Origin of the sequence: Laribacter hongkongensis DSM 14985, assembly GCF_000423285.1 — a bacterium.
Lineage (GTDB): Bacteria > Pseudomonadota > Gammaproteobacteria > Burkholderiales > Aquaspirillaceae > Laribacter > Laribacter hongkongensis.
Map to the genome: position 1 here is coordinate 199,454 of NZ_AUHR01000002.1, position 18,451 is coordinate 217,904.

Below are 18,451 nucleotides of genomic sequence, written 5' to 3' on the forward strand. Positions count from 1 at the left end.
GCAAGTCAAAAAACTGTTAGCTTATACGAACATCATGATTTGCGGGAATACTACCGTCACAAATTTGATATTTATATAAACCGGTGCTTGACCTGATTTGCCTCGGGGCAATCAGTATGAAAAAAGCGGCATCATCTGATGCCGCCGGTTTTGCTTTGCACATGCGGATTTTACAGAAACTGGCCCATTTTGCGGCGATAGAATTCATGAAAATGCTGCATGCCGTCCTCCGTGGGAGACTGGTACGGGCCGGTTTCGCTTTCTCCCCGCAACCACAGTGCCTTGCGGCCCTCGTGCATGCGGTAGCAGATTTCGTCATCCTCGACAGCCGTTTCAAAATAGGCTTTCTGCTCGGCCTCGATGAATTCCGGTTCAAACCAGACGATGTCTTCCGGATAGTAAAACTCGGTCGTGACCGTGCAGTTTTCCGGCCCTTTCGGCAAGGCAGTGCTGATTACCAGCACATGCGGATACCATTCAACCATGATGTTGGGGTAATAAGTCAGCCATATCGCACCAAACTCCGGCTGCTTTTCGGCAAAACGCTGCAATACCTGCTCATGCCAATTGGCGTATGTCTTGCTGCCTGCGTGTGACAAGCGGTTTTTTACGCCGACTGTCTGCACGTGGTATTGCTCGCCCCATTCCCATTTGAGGTCGGCGCAATTGACAAAATGCCCGAGCCCGGGGTGGAAAGGGTCGACGTGATAGTCTTCCGAATACACCTCGATGAAGGTTTTCCAGTTGAAGGCGTATTCAGTCAGGTGCGTGCTGTGGTAGGCAAAACCGGCAAAGTCGAGATGCCGGGCAACGCCAAGCCGGGACAGGTCGCGGGCAACATCGCGCCTGGCATCAAACAGCAGGCCGTTCCAGCGGGTGAGGGCTGTGGAGTTGAGCTTCAGGCACGGGGTTTCGTGAAAATGCGGTGCACCGGTCAGCTGTCCCTGGTTGTCGTAGGTCCAGCCGTGGATGTTGCAGACGATCTGCGGAGCATTGCCCCGCCCCTTGAGCATCAGTGCCTGCCGGTGCCGGCAGACATTGGACAGCAACTCGATGCTCTTTTCATTGCGTTTGAGCATCTTGCCGTGGCCCATCCATTCCAGCGTATGGAAATCACCGGCGTTCGGCACCATCAGTTCATGACCGTAATAGACCGGTGCATCGGCAAACAGGTGCTTCATTTCCAGCTCGTAATGTGCCGGGTCAAAATAGGTATGAACGGGGAGTTGCGCAGTGGATGCGCCAAGCATGCGGGCCTGAGCCAGATCAGACATTATTCCCACTCCAGGGCAAAGAGTAAGACCAGCCGAATCTCGCCAAAACGAGTTTGCGGGGGACAGAAAAAGCAATGCCGGGTCGATTCATCGGCCCGACATAAAAGTGGCGGGGACTTTACCCTGGTGTGTTTTTCGGGGCAAGCCCCATCCCGGCGCAGGTTTCAGGCCGGCCGCCGTCGCCGCAGCAGCAGGGCCTGCGTGGCCTCATGGCGTGCGTCATCCTCGGTATGCAGGTATTTGCGGGTGGTCTGGATGCTGGCATGACGCAGGTTCTGGCTGACCACCAGCAGCGGTACGCCGGCATCCAGCTGGTGAGAGGCCGAAGTATGGCGCAGCCAGTGGGTCGAGGCATGCTGCAGCTTGGCAGCCAGCTGGGGATCGCGCTGCCGGACCACCGTGGCGACCTGCTGGAATACCTGCTTGACGATCAGGTAGATGGCCGTTGGCGACAGCGTGCTGTACTGCCCGCGACCGATCATGCGGCAGACCAGCGGCGTAGCCTCTCCGGTGGCAGGCAGGGAAGCCAGCCCCAGATGGTCCCGGTAGCGTTGCAGGGCATCCAGCAGCTCTTCGCTGACCGGAATGTCGCCGTACTTGCCGCCCTTGCCGATCACCCGCCACCACCACAGGCCATTGCGGCGGAATATGTCGCCCATGGTCGCCCGTGCCACTTCGCTGCGGCGCGCACCGGTCAGGTACAGCAGCTGGAACAGCCAGCGGGCCCGTTCGAAGTGGGCGATTTCCCGTTCGGAATCGACAGGCAGGGCATCCAGTTCGTCCAGCACGGTTTCCCAGACATTGATCTCCAGGTAGCGTTCCAGCGGTGCATTGGCAATCACCCCGGCCGATTTGCGACGGGACAGCGACAAGGGATTGGCCTGCATGTAACCGGCGTCGCACAGGTATTTGAACATCGCTCCCAGGATGGTCAGTGACTGCTTGATGCTGGAGGGCTTGAGCGGCCCATTGAACGGCCGCCATTCCGGGTGGCCGTACGGGTGACGGGGCCCGACCCAGCGGCTGGCCGGCTGGGGATTGGCCAGAAAGCGCTGGTAATCCAGCAGGTCTTCCCGGTTGAGCTGCACCAGTCCCTTCTGGCGCAGTTCGCCAGCCCACATCAGCAACCGTCGCGCTTCCTTGCGGTAATTGATCAGGGTATTGGGCGAGTCTTCGAATTCGCGCAGCCAGGTCATGATCGCGGCCACATCGTCTTCAGCCGCAATCAGCTTGGGTCGGGTGCCACCAAATGCCGGGGGCAGCAGGGGCTCATTGTCCAGCCGGGCGGGCGGGATCATGCCGGGGTAGGTCAGATGAGTCATGTCGGTGCATCCAGTGCCGGCAACGACGGATGGGCGGCCAGTTCCTGGCGGGCAACGTGCAGGGCTTCATGCAGGCGCCGGGTTTCTTCACGGGCCTGTTCGAGCATGAGCAGCCGGGCGGCATGGAGTTCTTCCTGCTGGTTCAGGGTTTCGGCCAGCTCCTGCCGGCGTGCTTCGGCATGCTCCAGCGCCGTTTCCAGGCGGCTGCGCTCACCCTCGGTTTGCAGCAGCCGTTCCTGGAGTGCGGCCTGGACACTGGCGAGTTCCTGGCGGGTCCGGTCAGCCACTTGCTCCAGCCGTTTTTTCTCTGCTGCGTGTTCGCTGCGTTCGCGTTCGGCCTGCTCGTACAGCATGGCACGCACGCCCTCCAGCCGTTCGTAGGCCAGCGTTTCGCGGCGTTCGGCCTCTTCCTGGGCCGCAACCAGCCGGGCTTCCCATTCGGTTTTCAGTGCTTCGCGCTCATCTTCCGCACGGAGGGCATCCTGCCGGCGTGCAGCCTGCTCCCGTTCCAGTTCGGCCGCCGCTGCTTCAATTGCGCGGGCCCGGGTTTCGCATTCACGCAGGCTGGCGGCCACTTCGGCCTGACTGTCGGCCAGGGCGGATTCGAGCTCCTGGCGGGCACGGGCAAGCTGTGCCAGGGCATCCTGTTGCGCGGCGAGCTCGGCCTGGCGGGCGGCCAGCTCGGCTTCAAGCGCATCTGCCCGGGCCGTGGTTTCGCGGCGGACGTTGTCGAGGTGTGTTTCGGCAATGCTGCAGGCGCGCTGCCACAGGCTTTCCATGGCGTCACCAAGTTCGGCCGGCCAGTCCGGCCGCCGGGTGGTGGATGACACGCGCGCCAGAAACCACTGGCGCCAGGCCTTGAGTTCGTTGTTGATCGTGGTGTTGGAGCCGGAGCCTAGCCGCTCACGGACATTGACCACCGTGGGCCAGGTGCCTTCGGTGACCAGTTGCTGGGCGGCGGAGCGGATGCGCGAGGCTATGTCGCTGGCGGGCATGTCGGGCAGGACCATGGGCTGCACGCAAAAGGAGTCAATCGGATGCCGAGTGTAACGAATTCATGAAAACGATAACAGGCGTTATTGTCATAATCGTACAGCGCAGACACTGGTGCGACGACTGCCGTGCGGGCGGCGTTCCGGGTCGTCGAATGTTGAAACCAGGACAAGCCCGGCGCGGCGCATCATGCCGGCCGAAGCGGCATTTTCTTCATGCCGGTCGGCCGTGATCCATGTGATGCCCCGGGTGGCGAGGGCGTCACAGGCGGCCTGCATAAGCCGGGTGCCCAGCCCCTGGCCGGCGGCTTCGCGGGACACGACAGCTTCGACCAGAAAGCCGCATTGTGCCGGTGCGACATCGTGCGGTCGCAGGTGCGGGAAGTGGTCCTCCTGCCGGTAGACCAGTGCACCCAGGAGCCGCTGGCCATTGTCGGCCACCACGGCGCCGGCAAGTCCGGTGCGAAGCTCGTCAAGCGTGCTGGCCACACCGTCTTCCGGCAGCCAGTTCCACTGGTTGGGGCCGTGCTCCATGATCAGTCCGTGAATGGCCGTGAGGTCGTCAGGCGTGGCGGGACGCAGGGTGCAGGATGTCATGCGGAGGTCCTTGAAAAGACAAAGCGCCCGGTGAAGGGCGCTGGCGGAGCGGGTGAAGGTCAGTCCTGATGGTAGCGGGTGACCGTTTCGACTTCTTCGCGGGCGCCGAGGAAAACCGCCACGCGCTGGTGCAGGCCTTCGGGCGGGATGTCGAGGATGCGCCGGTGGCCGTCGGTGGCAATCCCTCCGGCCTGCTCGACGATGAACGACATCGGGTTGGCTTCGTACATCAGGCGCAGCTTGCCGGGTTTGGAAGGATCGCGGGCGTCCTTCGGGTACATGAACATGCCGCCGCGACACAGGATGCGGTGCACTTCGGCCACCATCGAGGCGACCCAGCGCATGTTGTAGTCCTTGCCGCGCGGGCCGGTCTTGCCGGCCAGCAGTTCTTCGACATAACGCTGCACCGGTGCTTCCCAGTGGCGCTGGTTGGACATGTTGATGGCGAATTCCCTGGCCGTTTCCGGGATGCGCATGCCCGGATGGGTCAGGACAAAGGTGCCGGTGCTGCGGTCCAGCGTGAAGCCGTTGACGCCGTTGCCGGTGGTCAGCACCAGCATGGTCTGCGGGCCGTAGACGACGTAGCCGGCGGCTACCTGTTCGGTGCCGGCCTGAAGGAAATCGGCAGCACCGATGGCGGTTTTACCGGCCGGGGCCTTCAGCACCGAGAAGATGGTGCCGACGGAAATGTTGACGTCGATGTTGGAGCTGCCGTCCAGCGGGTCAAACAGCAGCAGGTAGGGGCCTTGCGGATAAGCCGCGGGAATCGGCCACGGATCGGCCATCTCTTCCGACGCCATGGCAGCCAGCTGGCCGGTCCACTCGTTGGCCGCCAGCAGCATGTCGTTGGCGATCACGTCGAGTTTTTTCTGGTCTTCACCCTGGATGTTGCCGGTGCCGGCTTCGCCCAGCACGCCCGCCAGCGCGCCGCGGTTGACGGCATCGCCAATGCCGACACAGGCAGCGGCCATCTGTTCGAGCAGAGCCCGCAGGGTCGGGCAGGTCAGTTGGCCTTGACGCTCGGCGTCGGTCAGGAAGCGGGAAAAGGAGATGCGACTCATGGATTTCCAGTCAGAACACGTGGGGGCGCCGGTTGCGCGACGGCGGAATTGTCGCGGCTTTGGCGGCAAAAGGAAATGGCAAACGGGTGCGCCGGCTTATTTCATCAGCCCGAGCCGGATGCGGATGGCTCCCTGTTCGGTCGAGAGCTGCCGGATGCCGATGTGGTCAAACAGCTTGTAGCCCATCAGCGAGCTGTCGAGCGTGGACTTGAGCGAGGGGACTTCGTCGAGCTTGACGGTCAGGACATTGCCGTTGACCGATGCCCACGGCTGTCTGGCAGCGAGCTTGTCGAGCGGATCGCCGGTGGCCATGCCGAACACGCCGACAGCCAAGGTGCCGAGCGTGCGGGCAATCAGTCCGTCACCGGCCGCAGCCGAACTGCGGTCAAAGGCAATGCGCACCGTCCGGTTGGGCCAGTCGACCGGCAGGAAGCGGAAGTCGATGGTGTGCACGGCATCGACGCCCTGCGTGGTGCGGACCTTGATGGTGCCCTTTTCCGGGGTCAGCGCCAGGCTTTCAACCGTGATGCCGTCGCGGTCAAGCTCGGTCTTGAGCTTGTCCAGCAGCCAGTCCTGTTTGAGCACCACGCCATCGGCGCGCAGTCCGGGCAGTCTGGCCGTGCTGCTCTTGAACTTGAGGTACAGCTGGATCACCGGGTCACTGGCCAGTTCGTCACTGGCCGGGGCCTCGGCGGCACGGGCGGCAGCCGGCAGCAGCAGGCTGCCGATCAGCAGAAGGGGAAACAGGCGCGACATGGGCTCTCCTTAGCGGAACACGGTTCGCCCGCCGTCAAAGCGGCTGGCGAAGTAGCGGTTGTCCAGGCTGTCGACACGTACCGTGCTGTTGGTGCGCGGTGCATGGATGAACTTGCCATCCCCAAGATAGACGCCCATGTGCGAATACGGGCGGTTCATGGTGTTGAAGAACACCATGTCGCCGGCCTGAAGTTCGTTCTTGTTGACCGGACGGGTGCGGTTGGCGATTTCGGCTGCGTTGTGCGGCAGGCTGACGCCGACCGCATTGCGGTAAATGAAGGCCGCCATGCCCGAGCAATCCAGACCGGCTTCGGGGTTTTTGCCGCCAAACTGGTAGCCCACGTCCAGCAGGCCGAGCGCCACCATCACCACTTCGCGGGCATCGCCGCTGGCCTCGATGCGGGCGAGGCTGCGGTCGGGTTTCCAGCTGCCGGTGCGTGGCGGCGGTGTGGTCGAGCAGGCTGCCAGCAGCAGGGCTGCCAGCAGCAGGACGGTGGTGCGCGGAGTAGTCAGGGTCATGATTGCTTGGCCTCCAGTTCTTCCCAGCGGGCGAGTTTGTCCAGCAGCAGTTCGTCAATGGCTTCGATGCGAGCCTGCCAGTCGCGGGCGGCAGCGGCCTGGTCTTTCCACACGGACGGGTCAAGCAGCTTTTTGTTGAGCCCGGCCTGTTCGGCCTCCAGCGCAGCGATTTCGTCCGGCAGCCGTTCCAGCTCGCGTACTTCATTGTATGAAAGCCGGGTGCGTGTCTTGTCCCGTGCCGGTCTGGCCGGTGCGGTCGCGTTGCCGGCGGCCGGTACCGGTGTTGCGGGTCTGGCCGGTGCGGCGAGTTCGGCCATGCGTGTCCGCGTGTTCACCCAGTCGGTATAGCCACCGGGATATTCGCGCAGTCGGCCTTCGCCTTCGAAGGCAATGACCTGGGTGGCGACGTTGTCGAGGAAGGCGCGGTCGTGGCTGACCAGGAAGACGGTGCCTGGGTAGTCGATCAGCAATTGTTCGAGCAGTTCCAGCGTGTCGATGTCGAGGTCGTTGGTCGGTTCGTCGAGCACTAGGATGTTGGCAGGCTGGGTGAACAGCTTGGCCAGCAGCAGGCGGTTGCGCTCGCCGCCGGAGAGCGAGCGCACCGGGCTGCGGGCGCGGGCCGGCGAGAACAGGAAATCTTCCAGATAGCTCATCACGTGCTTGCGCTGGCCGCTGATGTCGACATAGTCCTTGCCGTCCCCGATGACGTCGATGATGGCGGCGTCTTCCGGCAGCTGGCTGCGGAACTGGTCGAAATAGGCAATCTGCTGGCCGGTGCCCTGGCGGACTTCGCCGCTGTCGGGCGGGATTTCACCGAGGATCAGCTTGAGCAGCGTGGTCTTGCCGGCGCCGTTGGGACCGATCAGGCCGATCTTGTCGCCGCGCATCAGCCGGCTGGAAAAGCCGCTGATCAGCGTGCGTCCGGCGTAGCCCTTGCTGACATCCTTGAGTTCGGCGATCAGCTTGCCGGACTTGCCGCCGGCGTCGATCTGCAGGTTGACCTTGCCGACACGCTCACGGCGGGCAGCTCGCTCGCGGCGCAGCTGTTCCAGCCGGCGCACCCGGCCTTCGTTGCGGGTGCGGCGTGCCTCGATGCCCTTGCGGATCCAGACTTCTTCCTGGGCGTGGAACTTGTCGAACTTGCGGTTCTGCTCTTCTTCGATGACCAGTTCTTCGGCCTTGCGGGTTTCGTAGGCGGAAAAACTGCCGGGGTAGCTGCGCAGGATGCCGCGGTCGAGTTCGATGATGCGGGTGACGACGTTGTCGAGAAAGCGCCGGTCGTGGGTGATCAGCAGTACGGCACCGGCAAAGTTGTTGAGCAGGGTTTCCAGCCATTCGATGGCGGTGACGTCAAGGTGGTTGGTGGGTTCGTCGAGCAGCAGCACGTCTGGGGTGGCTGCCAGCGCGCGGGCGAGCGCCACGCGTTTTTTCCAGCCGCCGGAGAGGGCGGAAACCAGGGTGTCCGGGTCGAGGGACAGGTGCGACAGGGTGCTGGCGATGCGGGTTTCGAACTGCCAGCCGTTGCGGGCTTCCAGCTCCACTTGCAGGGCTTCCATGCGTGCCAGCAGGTCGCCGGTGTCGCCGCTGGCATGGGCCAGTTCGTGGCTGACGCGGTGGTAGTCGGACAGCAGGGCCTTGATGTCGCCCAGTCCTTCGGCCACGGCATCGTAGACCGTGTCGCCGTCGGCGAAGACGGGTTCTTGCGGCACATAGGCCACCACCACGTCGTTCTGGCGGTTGAGGCGGCCGTCATCCAGCCGGCTCTGGCCGGCGATGACCTTGAGGAGGGAGGACTTGCCCGCTCCGTTGCGGCCGATCAGGCCGACACGTTCGCCCGGCTCGAGGGCGAAATCAACCTGGTCGAGCAGGGGGTGATGGCCAAAGGCGAGGCTGGCTTTTTCCAGGGTCAGGAGGGGCATCGGTACGCGGTCCTTGCAGCTACAACAACGGTGAAGTGCCGCATTTTACTCCGGATGGCTTATGCGGGTGTGCGGGCCGGCTGTTACAATCCGGGCTTGCCTGCGGCCCTGGATGCGCCGTGCCGGATGCCGGTTTCTGTATTGAGGAGTTGGATATGTATTTCGTCGATCGTTCCGTGGCTGTCATCAAGCCCAAACAGCCGTTTGTCGACTGGCTCAACCAGGTTCCGGACAACGACATGGAGCTGTCGCTCGACAGCCTGCGCGCCGACTGCACGGTGATCATGATTCCCGAGTTCGACGAGCCGGAAGAAGGCGTCAGCTATGTGGACGATCTGGCAGAAAAGCTCTTCGAAATGGAGCTGTCGACCTGGTACGAAGATCCGGCCGTCTGGCCGCAGGACCGTTCGCTCAAGGTGTTCTGGGAATGGTTCGACGTTGAAATCCATTCCATGGTGATCGACACGCTCGAGGGCGACCTCGAAAACACGCCGGTCGAATAATCCGGCGTGAAGCCACCCGCCGTCGAGCCGTTTGCCTGCGTGCTGCGTCCGAGCCGGACCGGCGGTGCGCTGGCCATGCTGCTGGCGGTGCTGGCCGGTATTTCCGTGTGCCTCGCAGGCATGGCGTGGCTGGTGCCTGCCGTGCTGCTGCTGGCCCTGTGGCGGCTGCGGCAGGAAGGCTGGCTCGGTGCGCCCCGCCAGCGGCTGGTCCTCGACGTGCAGGGACAGCTGTGGCTGGACGGCCTGCCAGTCTGGCGCTCGCCTGCCACCCGGGTATGGCCCTGGCTGGTCTGGCTTGCCGGTCGCACGGCCACGCGGCCGGTACGCCTGCTGCTCTGGCCGGACCGCCTGGATGCCGGAGCAGGCCGCTGTCTGCGGCGCTACCTGATCTGGTATCGTTCTGACCCTTCTGTTGATCCTGCTGCCCACCGTTCCGCATGACCCTTCCGACTACACTCGCCGGCTGGCTGTCCCATCTGGAGAGCCTGCACCTTTCTTCCATTGACCTTGGCCTTGAGCGCGTGCGCCAGGTGGTCGACGCCATGCCGCTGCGGCCGGGGTTTCCGGTCATCACCGTGGGCGGCACCAACGGCAAGGGATCGGTCTGCGCCATGCTGACCCGCATTCTGGCCAGCGCCGGCTACCGGGTCGGTACGTATACCTCGCCGCACCTGATGGTTTACAACGAGCGCATTGCCATTGATGCCGAGCCGCTGTCCGACGAGGCCATCGTGCGCGGGCTGGCGGCCGTGGAGGCCGGGCGCGGAGATGTGCCGCTGACGTATTTCGAGTTCGGCACGCTGGCTGCCATGTGGAATTTCGTCGATGCCAAAGTAGACGTGGCCATCCTCGAAGTCGGCCTGGGCGGCCGGCTGGATGCCGTCAACGTGTTTGAGCCAGACTGTGCTGCCGTGGTGTCGGTGGACCTCGATCACCAGGACTGGCTGGGCGACAACCGCGAAGACATCGGCTTTGAGAAGGCCGGCATTTTCCGTGCCGGCAAACCGGCCTTGTGCGCTGACCCGCAACCACCGGCCCGGCTGGTCGGGCATGCTGCCGCCATCGGTGCGCCGCTGTGGCTGGCCGGGCGTGATTTCGGCTTTACCCGTACCGACCCGTTGCAGTGGGAGTTCTGGTGTGGCCAGTCCCGGCGTCATGCGCTGCCGACGCCGGCCTTGCGTGGCAATTACCAGATGGGCAATGCAGCACTGGTGCTGGCAATCCTTGAGGCCGTGCGTGACCGCTTGCCGGTCGGTGCCGGCGCCGTGCGCCGCGGACTGCTGGAGGTCGAATGGCCGGCCCGCTTCCAGGTCTTGCCCGGCCGGCCGGTAACGGTGCTGGACGTGGGGCACAATCCGCACGCCATCCGTGCCATGGTGTCCAGCCTGCAAACCCTGAATTACGCCGAACGGCGGCTGGCCGTGTTTTCCATGCTGGCCGACAAGGATGTCGACAGCGTGATCGAATTGGCCAAGGACGAATTTGATGAATGGTGGGTGGCGCCGATTGCCGATTCGCCGCGCGCCATGCCGGTGGCCGGACTGGTTGCCAGGCTGCGGGCGCACGGGGTGACGCGGATCCACGAATGTGCCGATCTGGCCACCGCTTACCGCCAGGCACGCGAGCAGGCGACGGAAAATGATAGAATCACCGTTTTCGGCTCCTTTCATACTGTCGCTGCCATCGTGGCGGCCAGCCGATCCGACTCCTGATCGACGACTGCAAAAGGCTACAGCGCATGATCGAATCGAGAAACCAGCAAGAGCTGATCCTGCTGCGCAAGCGGGCGCGCCGCCGGCTCGTGGGTGCCGTGGCGCTGGTGTCTGTCTCTACTGTGCTGCTGTGGAAAGTGGTCGATTCACAGCCGCAGCTGGATATCCGTCCCGAACGCATTGAAGTGGTCAGTCTTGGCCCGCAGGCGCCGGCATCCGTACCGGCTGCTCCGCCCGTAGCGGCCGAGCATCCCGGCGTGCCGTCAGCCGAGCAGGACCTGCCTCCGGTCAGCGAGCCGGTTACCACCAATCCCGAGCCGACCCGTCCGGAAGATGTCAAGCTGCCGCCGCCGCCAGTGGTGCCGCCGGTAAAGGCCGAGCCGCCCAAGGTGACGGTCAAGCCGGATGTACCGGCCGCCAGCCCCCGGCCGGCCCGGGACCCGGCTGCCATCCTCAACGGACTGGCCGACTTTGACGAATCCGGGCCGTTGCCGACGAGCAAACCGGCCCACAAACCGGCTGTCGCGGCCAAGGCCGAAGTGCCGCCCGCCGCTGGCAAGGCTGTTCCGGCCGCCAAGGGTGGCCGCTTCGTGATCCAGGTGGCCGCCCTGTCGGAAGAAGGCTCTGCCGAATCCCTGAAAAAGAAACTGGCCGCTGCCGGCGTATCGGCCAGCGTGACGCCGGTGCAGACCGCCAAGGGCGTGGTGCATCGCGTGCGCGTCGGTCCGTTTGCCAGCGAGGCCGAGGCCGAGGCCGCGCTCAGGAAAATCCATCAGGCCGGCCAGCCCGGCATTCTGGTGCCGCAATAACTGCCATGACGACTTTCGACTGGATCCTGCTCGCCCTGATCGGGGCTTCGACCTTGCTGTCGCTCTGGCGTGGCATGGCACACGAGGTGCTGTCGCTGGCAAGCTGGTTTGTGGCGTTCTGGGTGGCCAAAAGCTATGCCGCCGAATTCGAACCGCTGGTGCCGGCCAGTGTGCCGACCGCCGACCTGCGCTGGCTGCTGGCGTTTGCCGGGCTGATGCTGGCGGGCTGGATGGCCTGTGCCGTGGTGCGTGCCCTGGTCAGCCGGATGGTGGCCGGTGTCGGCCTTGGCGGGCTCGACCGTTTGCTGGGGGCCGGATTCGGCCTGGCGCGCGGCGTGCTGATTGCCACGCTGATCGTGCTGATGGGCGGGCTGACGCGCATGCCGGGCGAGCCGTTCTGGCAGAATTCGCAGATTGTGGCGCCGCTCGAGATGCTGGCGCAGAAGTTGACGCCGTGGCTGCCGGAAGCCATGGCCAGCCGTATCGATTTCAACAAGAAGGCCGCGCCGCCGGCCTTTCCTTCGCAACCTTTTCAGCCATCGCTTGCAACCTGAACCGCTGGCTTCATCACCAGCCCCTTAGCTATCGGGAAAACGTCAAATCATGTGTGGGATCATTGGTGTAGTGGGCAAAACGCCCGTCAATCAGCTCTTGTATGACGGGCTGCAAGTCCTTCAGCACCGCGGGCAGGATGCAGCCGGCATCGTGACCGGCAACGGCAACAGCTTTCACATGCACAAAGGCAGCGGCATGGTGCGTGACGTGTTCCGCACCCGCAACATGCGCTCCCTGGTGGGCAACGCCGGGATCGGGCATGTGCGTTATCCGACCGCCGGCTCGGCCAGCAACCTGGCCGAAGCGCAGCCGTTCTACGTCAACTCGCCCTACGGCATCGTGCTGGCGCACAACGGCAACCTGACCAATACCGCCGAGCTGAAAGAGGCAATGTTCCGGCAGGACCTGCGCCACATCAACACCAACTCGGACAGTGAAGTGCTGCTCAACGTGTTCGCGCACGAGCTGCAAAAGCAGATTTACGGCCGCGAACTGTGCGAAGACGCCATCTTCAATGCCATCGTCGAAGTCAACAAGCGCGTGCGCGGGGCCTACGCCGTAGTGGTGCTGATCGCCGGCTTTGGCCTTGTGGCCTTCCGTGATCCGCACGGTATCCGTCCGCTGGTCATGGGCCGGCACGATGGCCCGCAGGGAGCTGAATACATCCTCGCCAGCGAATCTGTTGCGCTGGACGGTCTCGGCTTCAAGCGCGAGCGCGACGTGTTGCCGGGCGAGGCCGTGGTGGTGCGTTTTGACGGTTCCCGTTCGACCCGCCACTGCGCCGAAACGCATCCGCGTACGCCATGCATTTTTGAATACGTGTATTTCGCCCGCCCGGATTCGATCATCGACGGTGCCAGCGTCTACCAGACCCGCCTGCTGATGGGCGAGAAGCTCGGTGACAAGATCCGCCGCGAAATGCCGGACCTCGAGATCGACACGGTGATCCCGATTCCGGACACCTCCATGCCGATCGCCCTGCAACTGGCCAACCATCTGGGCCTGCCGTTCCGCATGGGCTTCATCAAGAACCGCTACGTCGGCCGCACCTTCATCATGCCGGGGCAGGCCACGCGCAAAAAGTCGGTACGCCAGAAGCTCAATGCCATTGCCAGCGAATTTGCCGGCAAGAACGTGCTGCTGGTGGACGACTCCATCGTGCGCGGCACCACCAGCCGCGAAATCGTGCAGATGGCGCGCGATGCCGGCGCCAACAAGGTGTATTTCGCCTCGGCCGCTCCGGAAGTGCGCTGGCCGAACGTGTACGGCATCGACATGCCGACCCGCGCCGAGCTCTTGGCCACCAACCGCACGGTGGAGCAGATCGCCCGCGAACTGGGTGCAGATGCCGTGATCTACCAGGATCTGGACGCGCTGCGCGATGCCGTGCACGAAGCCAACCGCGAACTGACCGACTTCGAAACCAGCTGTTTTGACGGGCATTACATCACCGGCGACATCGACGAAGCCTATCTGGCCGGTGTGGAAGCCAGCCGGAATGCCGTCCGTGGCAACAGTGACAGCGAGCCGCTGGACCTGAACCTGAATGCAGCCGAGCAGAACCTGATCTGATGTGCTGCGGCATAAGGGTATGACCAAACGAACGCGCCTGAGGGCGCGTTTTTATTTATGATGAATCGATCACCCTGCCTGTCCCGATTGCATCATGACCACGACTCCGCATCCCGAAACCTTGGCCATCCGTTCCGGCCGCCATCTGACCCACTGCAACGAACACAGCCTGCCGCTGTTCCTGACGTCGAGCTTCCTGACCGAGTCGGCCGAAGACGCGCGCCAGCTGTTTGCCGGCGAGGCCGACGGCTATACCTATTCGCGCTTCACCAACCCGACCGTCAATGCGTTTGAAGAACGGCTGGCGGCCCTGGAAGGGGGCGAACGCTGCCAGGCCACGGCCAGCGGCATGGCGGCCATTCACGCCGTGCTGTTTACCCATCTGTCGGCCGGGGACCATGTGGTCGCTTCGCGCAGCCTGTTCGGCGCCACCTACACCATGCTGGCCACCCTGCTGCCGCGCTTCGGCATCGAAGTCAGCTTTGTCGAGCCGGCCGACCTGTCGGCCTGGCAGGTTGCCATCCGCGGCAACACCCGGCTTTTCTTTCTGGAAACGCCATCCAATCCGCAAACCGAGCTGACCGACATTGCCGCCGTGGCCGGCATTGCCCACGCCGCCGGGGCGCTTCTGGTGGTGGACAACTGCTTCTGTTCACCGGCCTTGCAGACGCCGCTGGCGCTGGGCGCTGACCTGGTGGTGCATTCCGGCACCAAATACATCGACGGGCAGGGCCGGGTACTGGGCGGAGCCGTGGTGGGGTCGGACAAGCTCATCGAGCCGGTTTACCTGTATGTCCGCACCACCGGTCCCACCCTGTCGGCTTTCAACGCCTGGGTCTTGCTGTCGGGGCTGGAAACGCTGTTTGTGCGCATGGAGCGGCATTGCGCCAGTGCCCTGAAGCTGGCCACCTGGCTGGAGCAACTGCCGCAGGTGCGCCGGGTGCGTTATCCGGGGCTGCCTAGCCATCCGCAGTTTGAACTGGCTCGCCGCCAGCAGCGCGCCGGCGGGGCGGTGATTGCATTCGAACTGGACGGCGGACGCGAGGCGGCCTGGAAGGTGGTGGACGCCATCAGCATGATTTCGCGTACCGGCAACTTTGGTGATGTCAAAAGTACATTGACCCATCCCGCCACCACCACCCACGGCCGGCTGGCGCCGGAAGTGCGCGAGGCGGCGGGCATTACCGAGGGCCTGCTGCGGCTGTCGGTGGGGCTGGAGCATCCGGACGACATCCAGGCCGATTTGCTGCGCGGGCTTGCCTGACCAGCGGCAAAACATGTCAATCTGCTGGAAAGATGCGCTACTATCGCGCGCATTTCCAGCGGACGATTGACATGCGCGTATACAAGGCTTTCTTCTATTCCCTCGACGGTCTCAAGGCAGCTTTCCGTGACGAGGCGGCATTCCGCGAAGTCGTGCTGATGGCCGTGATCGGCATGCCGCTGGCGCTGTGGCTGGACCTCAGCCCCCTGGCGACCGTGCTGATCCTGCTGTCGCATGTGCTGACACTGGTAGTGGAGCTGCTGAATACCGGCATCGAGGCCGCCATCGACCGCTTTGGCGGAGAGATCCATCCCGAATCGAAAAAGGCCAAGGACTGCGGCAGTGCCGCGCAGCTGATCACGCTGGTCTGGCTGGTCGGGCTTTGGGCGGCGGCGCTGCTGGGCCGGATCTGACCGCCAAATCCTTTTGCTTCGGGCGGGTGTTGTCGCACAATGCGCGCCATGAAACAACGAATCTGCTTTCTTTACGCGGGCGGCACCATCGGCATGCAGCCGACCGCCCACGGCCTGGCTCCGGTGCCCGGCGTGATGCATGCGGCACTGGCGCCGCTGCTGCCGGCGGACATCGACTGGACGCTGGCCGAATACGACCCGCTGATCGACTCTTCCAACGCCACTCCGGCCGACTGGCTGCGGCTGGCGCGGGACATTGATGCCCGGCGCGATGCGGCTGACGGCTTTGTGGTCTTGCACGGAACGGACACGCTGGCCCATACGGCGTCAGCACTGGCCTGCCTGCTGGCCGGACTGGGCAAGCCGGTGGCCGTGACCGGGTCCATGCGGCCGTTGTTCGAGGCCGGATCGGACGCACCGGCCAACATCCGGCTGGCCGTGTCTGCCGTACGACAGGCGGGCCTCTGCGAGGTGGTAGTGCCGTTTGCCGGCCGGGTCTGGCGCGGCTGCCGGGTACGCAAGGCCCACAGCCTGGCCGATGCGGCCTTTGTGGCGCCCAATGACCTGCCACTTTTCGATGCCGGAGGCTGGCATCCGGAGCGGTTTGCCGCACCGTCTGGTGTGCGCCGCATCGTGCCGGAAAGCCTGCCTGCCGTGGCGCTGGTCTGGCTGGCACCCGGTGCCACGCTGGATGCCGCCGTGGCCACGCTGGCCCTGCCGCATCTGGCCGGGGCCGTGCTGGCCGGATATGGTGCAGGCAATGTGCCGGACGCGCTGGCACCGCATCTGCTGGCCGCGGCCGGGCGTGGCGTGGTGCTGGCCACGGTGACACAGGCCTGGCAGGGGGCGGTGGCCATGGGCGCGTATGCCGCCTCGCAGGCGCTGGTGGCTGCCGGCGTGGTGCCTCTGGCTGACATGACGCCGGAAGCGGCGCTGGCCCGGCTGACCGTGCTGCTGGCGACCGAAACCGACCCGCAGCATGTCCGTCAGCAACTGGCCGGTGGCCGGCCGGGCGAATGGAGCAGTGTGCCGGCCTGAGCCGGTGCCGTACAGTTCCGGCTGTTTTGACGTGTGGCTGCCTGTTTTTTAAGCAGGTTGCTGTTTTCCGGTCAGGTTCAATGACTTGGCCAGCTTTTCCACAGGGCATGCACAGGGCTGTCCCTGTATGGGTGTGAAGAAAATGAACGAGGTATACCAGCTGGACCGTGAATTCGTGCCGTTGTGCAATCTGCTCAAGATGTGCGGCGTAGTCGATTCAGGCGGTGCCGGCAAGCAACTGGTGGCAACCGGCGTGGTCGAAGTCGACGGTCAGACCGAGTTGCGCAAGACCTGCAAGATCCGCGCCGGTCAGACTGTCAGTGGTCCGGGCTTCACGATCCGGGTCGAGGGCGGCGAATGACCGGCATGGCGGACGTGCTTGATCCGGAACCGCTGCCGCCACAGGCACCGGGAGAGAACGAGTGCTGCGGCTCCGGTTGCGAGCGCTGTGTGTGGGTGGTTCATGCCGAAGAAACGGCGCTCTGGCGGCAGGCCCATGCAGCCTGGCTGGCCCGGCAACAGCCGCCGGTGGCCGGCTAGCAGCGGGCACGGCTATCGGAGCAGGGGCTGCTGGCGTTACCATAGCGCTCTTTGTCTTGCGTTTTGGGCATGAACCTTCTTGACCTGCACTGTCACTCCACCGCATCGGACGGAGACCTGCCGCCAGCGGAACTGGTGGCCCGGGCGGCTGCCCGCGGCTGCCGCATACTGGCGCTGACCGACCATGACTGCACGGCCGGTCTGGCCGAAGCCAGGCAGGCAGCAGAAACCTGCGGCGTGCATCTGGTAGCGGGCGTGGAAGTCTCCGTGACCTGGCACAACCGGACGATCCATATCGTCGGTCTCGGGGTTGATCCGCAACAGCCGGACCTGGCCCTGGGGCTGAAATTGATCCGCGAAGGCCGCATTGGCCGCGCCGAAGCCATGGCGGCAGATCTGCTGCGCGTGGGCGTCGAGGACGCCTTTGCCGGTGCCATGCGCTATTGCAGCAATCCGGAAATGATCAGCCGTACCCACTTCGCCCGCTATCTGATCGAGACGGGTCGGGCCAAGGACAAGGACCAGGCATTCAAGCGTTTTCTGGTCAACGGCAAGCCGGGCTATGTCCGGCACCAGTGGGCCGAACTGGCCGACGTCGTGCGCTGGATCCGTGCTGCCGGCGGCATTGCCGTGATTGCCCATCCGGGACGCTACAAGATCGGCCGCAGGCTGATGGGCGAGCTGATCGCCGACTTCAAGGCGGCGGGTGGCGAGGCGATCGAGGTGGTCAGTGCCAGCCACTCAGCCAGCGAAATCAGCCAGTTTGGCAAACTGGCCCGGGCCGAGGGGTTGCTGGCATCCAGCGGCAGCGATTTCCATGCGCCGGGAGAAGGCGGGCGCGATGTCGGCCTGACCCAGCCTTTGCCCGAAGGCTGCCTGCCGGTGTGGGAGCGCCTTGGCCTGTCACCGGCCGACTATGCTGAAACCCTGTAGGGCGCATTTTTTCCAACCGATTGCCAACCATGTCACAGTTCTTTTCCATCCACCCCGAAACACCCCAGGCCCGTCTGATCCGCGAAGCGGTGAAGATCGTGCGCGAGGGCGGGGTGATCGTTTATCCCACTGATTCCTGTTATGCCCTGGGCTGCCGCCTGTCCGACAAAAAAGCGATGGACCGCATCATCACCATCCGGCAGCTGGACCTGCGCCACCACTTCACGCTGGTGTGCCACAACCTGAGCGAGCTGGGTACTTACGCCCGCGTCGACAACACGGTCTATCGCCTGCTGAAGTCGGTGACGCCGGGGGCCTACACCTTCATCCTGCAAGCCACCAAGGAAGTGCCGCGCCGTACCCTGCACCCCAAACGCCAGACCATCGGCCTGCGCGTGCCGGACAACGCCATTGCGCTGGCACTGCTGGAGGAGCTGGGCGAGCCGATGCTGTCGTGCACGCTGATGCTGCCGGGTGAAAACGAGCCGCCGTCCGATCCGTACGACATCCGTGACACTATCGGACCGCAGGTCGATCTGGTCATCGACGGCGGCTATTGTGGTGTCGACCCCACGACGGTGATTGACCTGACCTCCGGTGCTCCCGAACTGGTCCGCAAAGGCTCCGGCGCCCTCAAACCCTTTGGTTGGTCTGACGACTGATCCGCACGGA

At 64.2% G+C, this 18,451-nt stretch carries 21 protein-coding genes; 13 read left to right on the forward strand and 8 right to left on the reverse strand.

Annotated elements, in window-relative coordinates; translation table 11 throughout:
* Positions 1-170: 170 nt before the first annotated feature.
* The 8 genes from G542_RS0102435 to G542_RS0102470 form a co-directional block, all read right to left on the reverse strand.
* Positions 171-1,274 (reverse strand): aromatic ring-hydroxylating oxygenase subunit alpha, encoded by a 1,104-nt coding sequence (locus G542_RS0102435; protein WP_012697594.1) that lies wholly within the window; start codon positions 1,272-1,274, stop codon positions 171-173.
* Between the two features lie 164 nt (positions 1,275-1,438).
* Positions 1,439-2,596: a tyrosine-type recombinase/integrase gene (locus G542_RS0102440; RefSeq protein WP_012697593.1), complete on the reverse strand. Its 1,158-nt coding sequence runs from the start codon at positions 2,594-2,596 to the stop codon at positions 1,439-1,441.
* Positions 2,593-3,606 (reverse strand): DNA-binding protein, encoded by a 1,014-nt coding sequence (locus G542_RS15675; RefSeq protein ID WP_012697592.1) that lies wholly within the window; start codon positions 3,604-3,606, stop codon positions 2,593-2,595. The genes G542_RS0102440 and G542_RS15675 overlap by 4 nt, the downstream gene beginning before the upstream one ends.
* A gap of 72 nt (positions 3,607-3,678) precedes the next feature.
* On the reverse strand, positions 3,679-4,185 hold the full coding sequence (locus tag G542_RS0102450; protein WP_012697591.1) for a GNAT family N-acetyltransferase: 507 nt from the start codon (positions 4,183-4,185) through the stop codon (positions 3,679-3,681).
* A gap of 59 nt (positions 4,186-4,244) precedes the next feature.
* On the reverse strand, positions 4,245-5,246 hold the full coding sequence (locus tag G542_RS0102455) for a class 1 fructose-bisphosphatase (protein ID WP_027823289.1): 1,002 nt from the start codon (positions 5,244-5,246) through the stop codon (positions 4,245-4,247).
* Positions 5,247-5,342: 96 nt separating this feature from the next.
* Entirely contained in the window at positions 5,343-6,002 is a 660-nt protein-coding gene (locus tag G542_RS0102460) for a hypothetical protein (protein ID WP_012697589.1), read from the reverse strand.
* Positions 6,003-6,011: 9 nt separating this feature from the next.
* Positions 6,012-6,521, reverse strand: coding sequence for a C40 family peptidase (locus tag G542_RS0102465; RefSeq protein ID WP_012697588.1), 510 nt, complete (start codon positions 6,519-6,521; stop codon positions 6,012-6,014).
* The gene (locus G542_RS0102470) at positions 6,518-8,440 is read right to left on the reverse strand and encodes an ATP-binding cassette domain-containing protein (protein WP_027823291.1); all 1,923 of its coding nucleotides are present in this window, start codon (positions 8,438-8,440) and stop codon (positions 6,518-6,520) included. The genes G542_RS0102465 and G542_RS0102470 overlap by 4 nt, the downstream gene beginning before the upstream one ends.
* A gap of 155 nt (positions 8,441-8,595) precedes the next feature.
* Here G542_RS0102470 and G542_RS0102475 point away from each other — a divergent pair, with 155 nt between their 5' ends.
* The 13 genes from G542_RS0102475 to G542_RS0102535 all read left to right on the forward strand — a co-directional run bounded on the left by G542_RS0102475 (position 8,596) and on the right by G542_RS0102535 (position 18,441).
* Positions 8,596-8,943: a hypothetical protein gene (locus tag G542_RS0102475; protein ID WP_012697586.1), complete on the forward strand. Its 348-nt coding sequence runs from the start codon at positions 8,596-8,598 to the stop codon at positions 8,941-8,943.
* 6 nt (positions 8,944-8,949) lie between these two features.
* Positions 8,950-9,384 carry a protein YgfX gene (locus tag G542_RS0102480; protein ID WP_027823292.1) on the forward strand — a complete coding sequence of 145 codons (435 nt, stop codon included), beginning with the start codon at positions 8,950-8,952 and terminating at the stop codon, positions 9,382-9,384.
* On the forward strand, positions 9,381-10,655 hold the full coding sequence (gene folC / locus G542_RS0102485; protein WP_027823293.1) for a bifunctional tetrahydrofolate synthase/dihydrofolate synthase: 1,275 nt from the start codon (positions 9,381-9,383) through the stop codon (positions 10,653-10,655). Before G542_RS0102480 ends, folC begins: the two co-directional genes overlap by 4 nt.
* A gap of 26 nt (positions 10,656-10,681) precedes the next feature.
* Complete coding sequence (locus tag G542_RS0102490; RefSeq protein WP_012697583.1) at positions 10,682-11,464, forward strand: SPOR domain-containing protein; 783 nt, start codon at positions 10,682-10,684, stop codon at positions 11,462-11,464.
* Between the two features lie 5 nt (positions 11,465-11,469).
* Positions 11,470-12,018: a CvpA family protein gene (locus G542_RS15680; protein ID WP_012697582.1), complete on the forward strand. Its 549-nt coding sequence runs from the start codon at positions 11,470-11,472 to the stop codon at positions 12,016-12,018.
* A gap of 49 nt (positions 12,019-12,067) precedes the next feature.
* Positions 12,068-13,591: an amidophosphoribosyltransferase gene (gene purF / locus G542_RS0102500; protein WP_012697581.1), complete on the forward strand. Its 1,524-nt coding sequence runs from the start codon at positions 12,068-12,070 to the stop codon at positions 13,589-13,591.
* Between the two features lie 94 nt (positions 13,592-13,685).
* Positions 13,686-14,855, forward strand: a complete 1,170-nt coding sequence (locus G542_RS0102505) for an O-succinylhomoserine sulfhydrylase (RefSeq protein WP_012697580.1) — start codon at positions 13,686-13,688, stop codon at positions 14,853-14,855.
* Between the two features lie 32 nt (positions 14,856-14,887).
* The gene (locus tag G542_RS0102510; RefSeq protein ID WP_034984890.1) at positions 14,888-15,268 is read left to right on the forward strand and encodes a diacylglycerol kinase; all 381 of its coding nucleotides are present in this window, start codon (positions 14,888-14,890) and stop codon (positions 15,266-15,268) included.
* A gap of 48 nt (positions 15,269-15,316) precedes the next feature.
* Positions 15,317-16,306, forward strand: a complete 990-nt coding sequence (locus G542_RS15685; protein WP_162142321.1) for an asparaginase — start codon at positions 15,317-15,319, stop codon at positions 16,304-16,306.
* Positions 16,307-16,448: 142 nt separating this feature from the next.
* Positions 16,449-16,667: an RNA-binding S4 domain-containing protein gene (locus G542_RS0102520; protein ID WP_027823294.1), complete on the forward strand. Its 219-nt coding sequence runs from the start codon at positions 16,449-16,451 to the stop codon at positions 16,665-16,667.
* Positions 16,664-16,846 carry an oxidoreductase-like domain-containing protein gene (locus tag G542_RS15690; RefSeq protein WP_034984891.1) on the forward strand — a complete coding sequence of 61 codons (183 nt, stop codon included), beginning with the start codon at positions 16,664-16,666 and terminating at the stop codon, positions 16,844-16,846. The genes G542_RS0102520 and G542_RS15690 overlap by 4 nt, the downstream gene beginning before the upstream one ends.
* 69 nt (positions 16,847-16,915) lie before the next feature.
* Complete coding sequence (locus G542_RS0102530; protein WP_027823295.1) at positions 16,916-17,779, forward strand: 3',5'-nucleoside bisphosphate phosphatase; 864 nt, start codon at positions 16,916-16,918, stop codon at positions 17,777-17,779.
* A gap of 29 nt (positions 17,780-17,808) precedes the next feature.
* Positions 17,809-18,441, forward strand: a complete 633-nt coding sequence (locus G542_RS0102535; RefSeq protein ID WP_012697574.1) for an L-threonylcarbamoyladenylate synthase — start codon at positions 17,809-17,811, stop codon at positions 18,439-18,441.
* Positions 18,442-18,451: the final 10 nt, after the last annotated feature.

Coding starts and splice junctions, on each gene's coding strand:
- G542_RS15680 (WP_012697582.1), top strand. CDS start 11,470: ATGACGACTTTCGACTGGATCCTGCTCGCCCTGATCGGGGCTTCGACC.
- G542_RS0102530 (WP_027823295.1), top strand. CDS start 16,916: ATGAACCTTCTTGACCTGCACTGTCACTCCACCGCATCGGACGGAGAC.
- G542_RS0102535 (WP_012697574.1), top strand. CDS start 17,809: ATGTCACAGTTCTTTTCCATCCACCCCGAAACACCCCAGGCCCGTCTG.
- G542_RS15685 (WP_162142321.1), top strand. CDS start 15,317: ATGAAACAACGAATCTGCTTTCTTTACGCGGGCGGCACCATCGGCATG.
- G542_RS15675 (WP_012697592.1), bottom strand. CDS start 3,606: ATGGTCCTGCCCGACATGCCCGCCAGCGACATAGCCTCGCGCATCCGC.
- folC (WP_027823293.1), top strand. CDS start 9,381: ATGACCCTTCCGACTACACTCGCCGGCTGGCTGTCCCATCTGGAGAGC.
- G542_RS0102465 (WP_012697588.1), bottom strand. CDS start 6,521: ATGACCCTGACTACTCCGCGCACCACCGTCCTGCTGCTGGCAGCCCTG.
- G542_RS0102510 (WP_034984890.1), top strand. CDS start 14,888: ATGCGCTACTATCGCGCGCATTTCCAGCGGACGATTGACATGCGCGTA.
- purF (WP_012697581.1), top strand. CDS start 12,068: ATGTGTGGGATCATTGGTGTAGTGGGCAAAACGCCCGTCAATCAGCTC.
- G542_RS0102520 (WP_027823294.1), top strand. CDS start 16,449: ATGAACGAGGTATACCAGCTGGACCGTGAATTCGTGCCGTTGTGCAAT.
- G542_RS0102460 (WP_012697589.1), bottom strand. CDS start 6,002: ATGTCGCGCCTGTTTCCCCTTCTGCTGATCGGCAGCCTGCTGCTGCCG.
- G542_RS0102505 (WP_012697580.1), top strand. CDS start 13,686: ATGACCACGACTCCGCATCCCGAAACCTTGGCCATCCGTTCCGGCCGC.
- G542_RS15690 (WP_034984891.1), top strand. CDS start 16,664: ATGACCGGCATGGCGGACGTGCTTGATCCGGAACCGCTGCCGCCACAG.
- G542_RS0102440 (WP_012697593.1), bottom strand. CDS start 2,596: ATGACTCATCTGACCTACCCCGGCATGATCCCGCCCGCCCGGCTGGAC.
- G542_RS0102490 (WP_012697583.1), top strand. CDS start 10,682: ATGATCGAATCGAGAAACCAGCAAGAGCTGATCCTGCTGCGCAAGCGG.
- G542_RS0102435 (WP_012697594.1), bottom strand. CDS start 1,274: ATGTCTGATCTGGCTCAGGCCCGCATGCTTGGCGCATCCACTGCGCAA.
- G542_RS0102455 (WP_027823289.1), bottom strand. CDS start 5,246: ATGAGTCGCATCTCCTTTTCCCGCTTCCTGACCGACGCCGAGCGTCAA.
- G542_RS0102470 (WP_027823291.1), bottom strand. CDS start 8,440: ATGCCCCTCCTGACCCTGGAAAAAGCCAGCCTCGCCTTTGGCCATCAC.
- G542_RS0102475 (WP_012697586.1), top strand. CDS start 8,596: ATGTATTTCGTCGATCGTTCCGTGGCTGTCATCAAGCCCAAACAGCCG.
- G542_RS0102450 (WP_012697591.1), bottom strand. CDS start 4,185: ATGACATCCTGCACCCTGCGTCCCGCCACGCCTGACGACCTCACGGCC.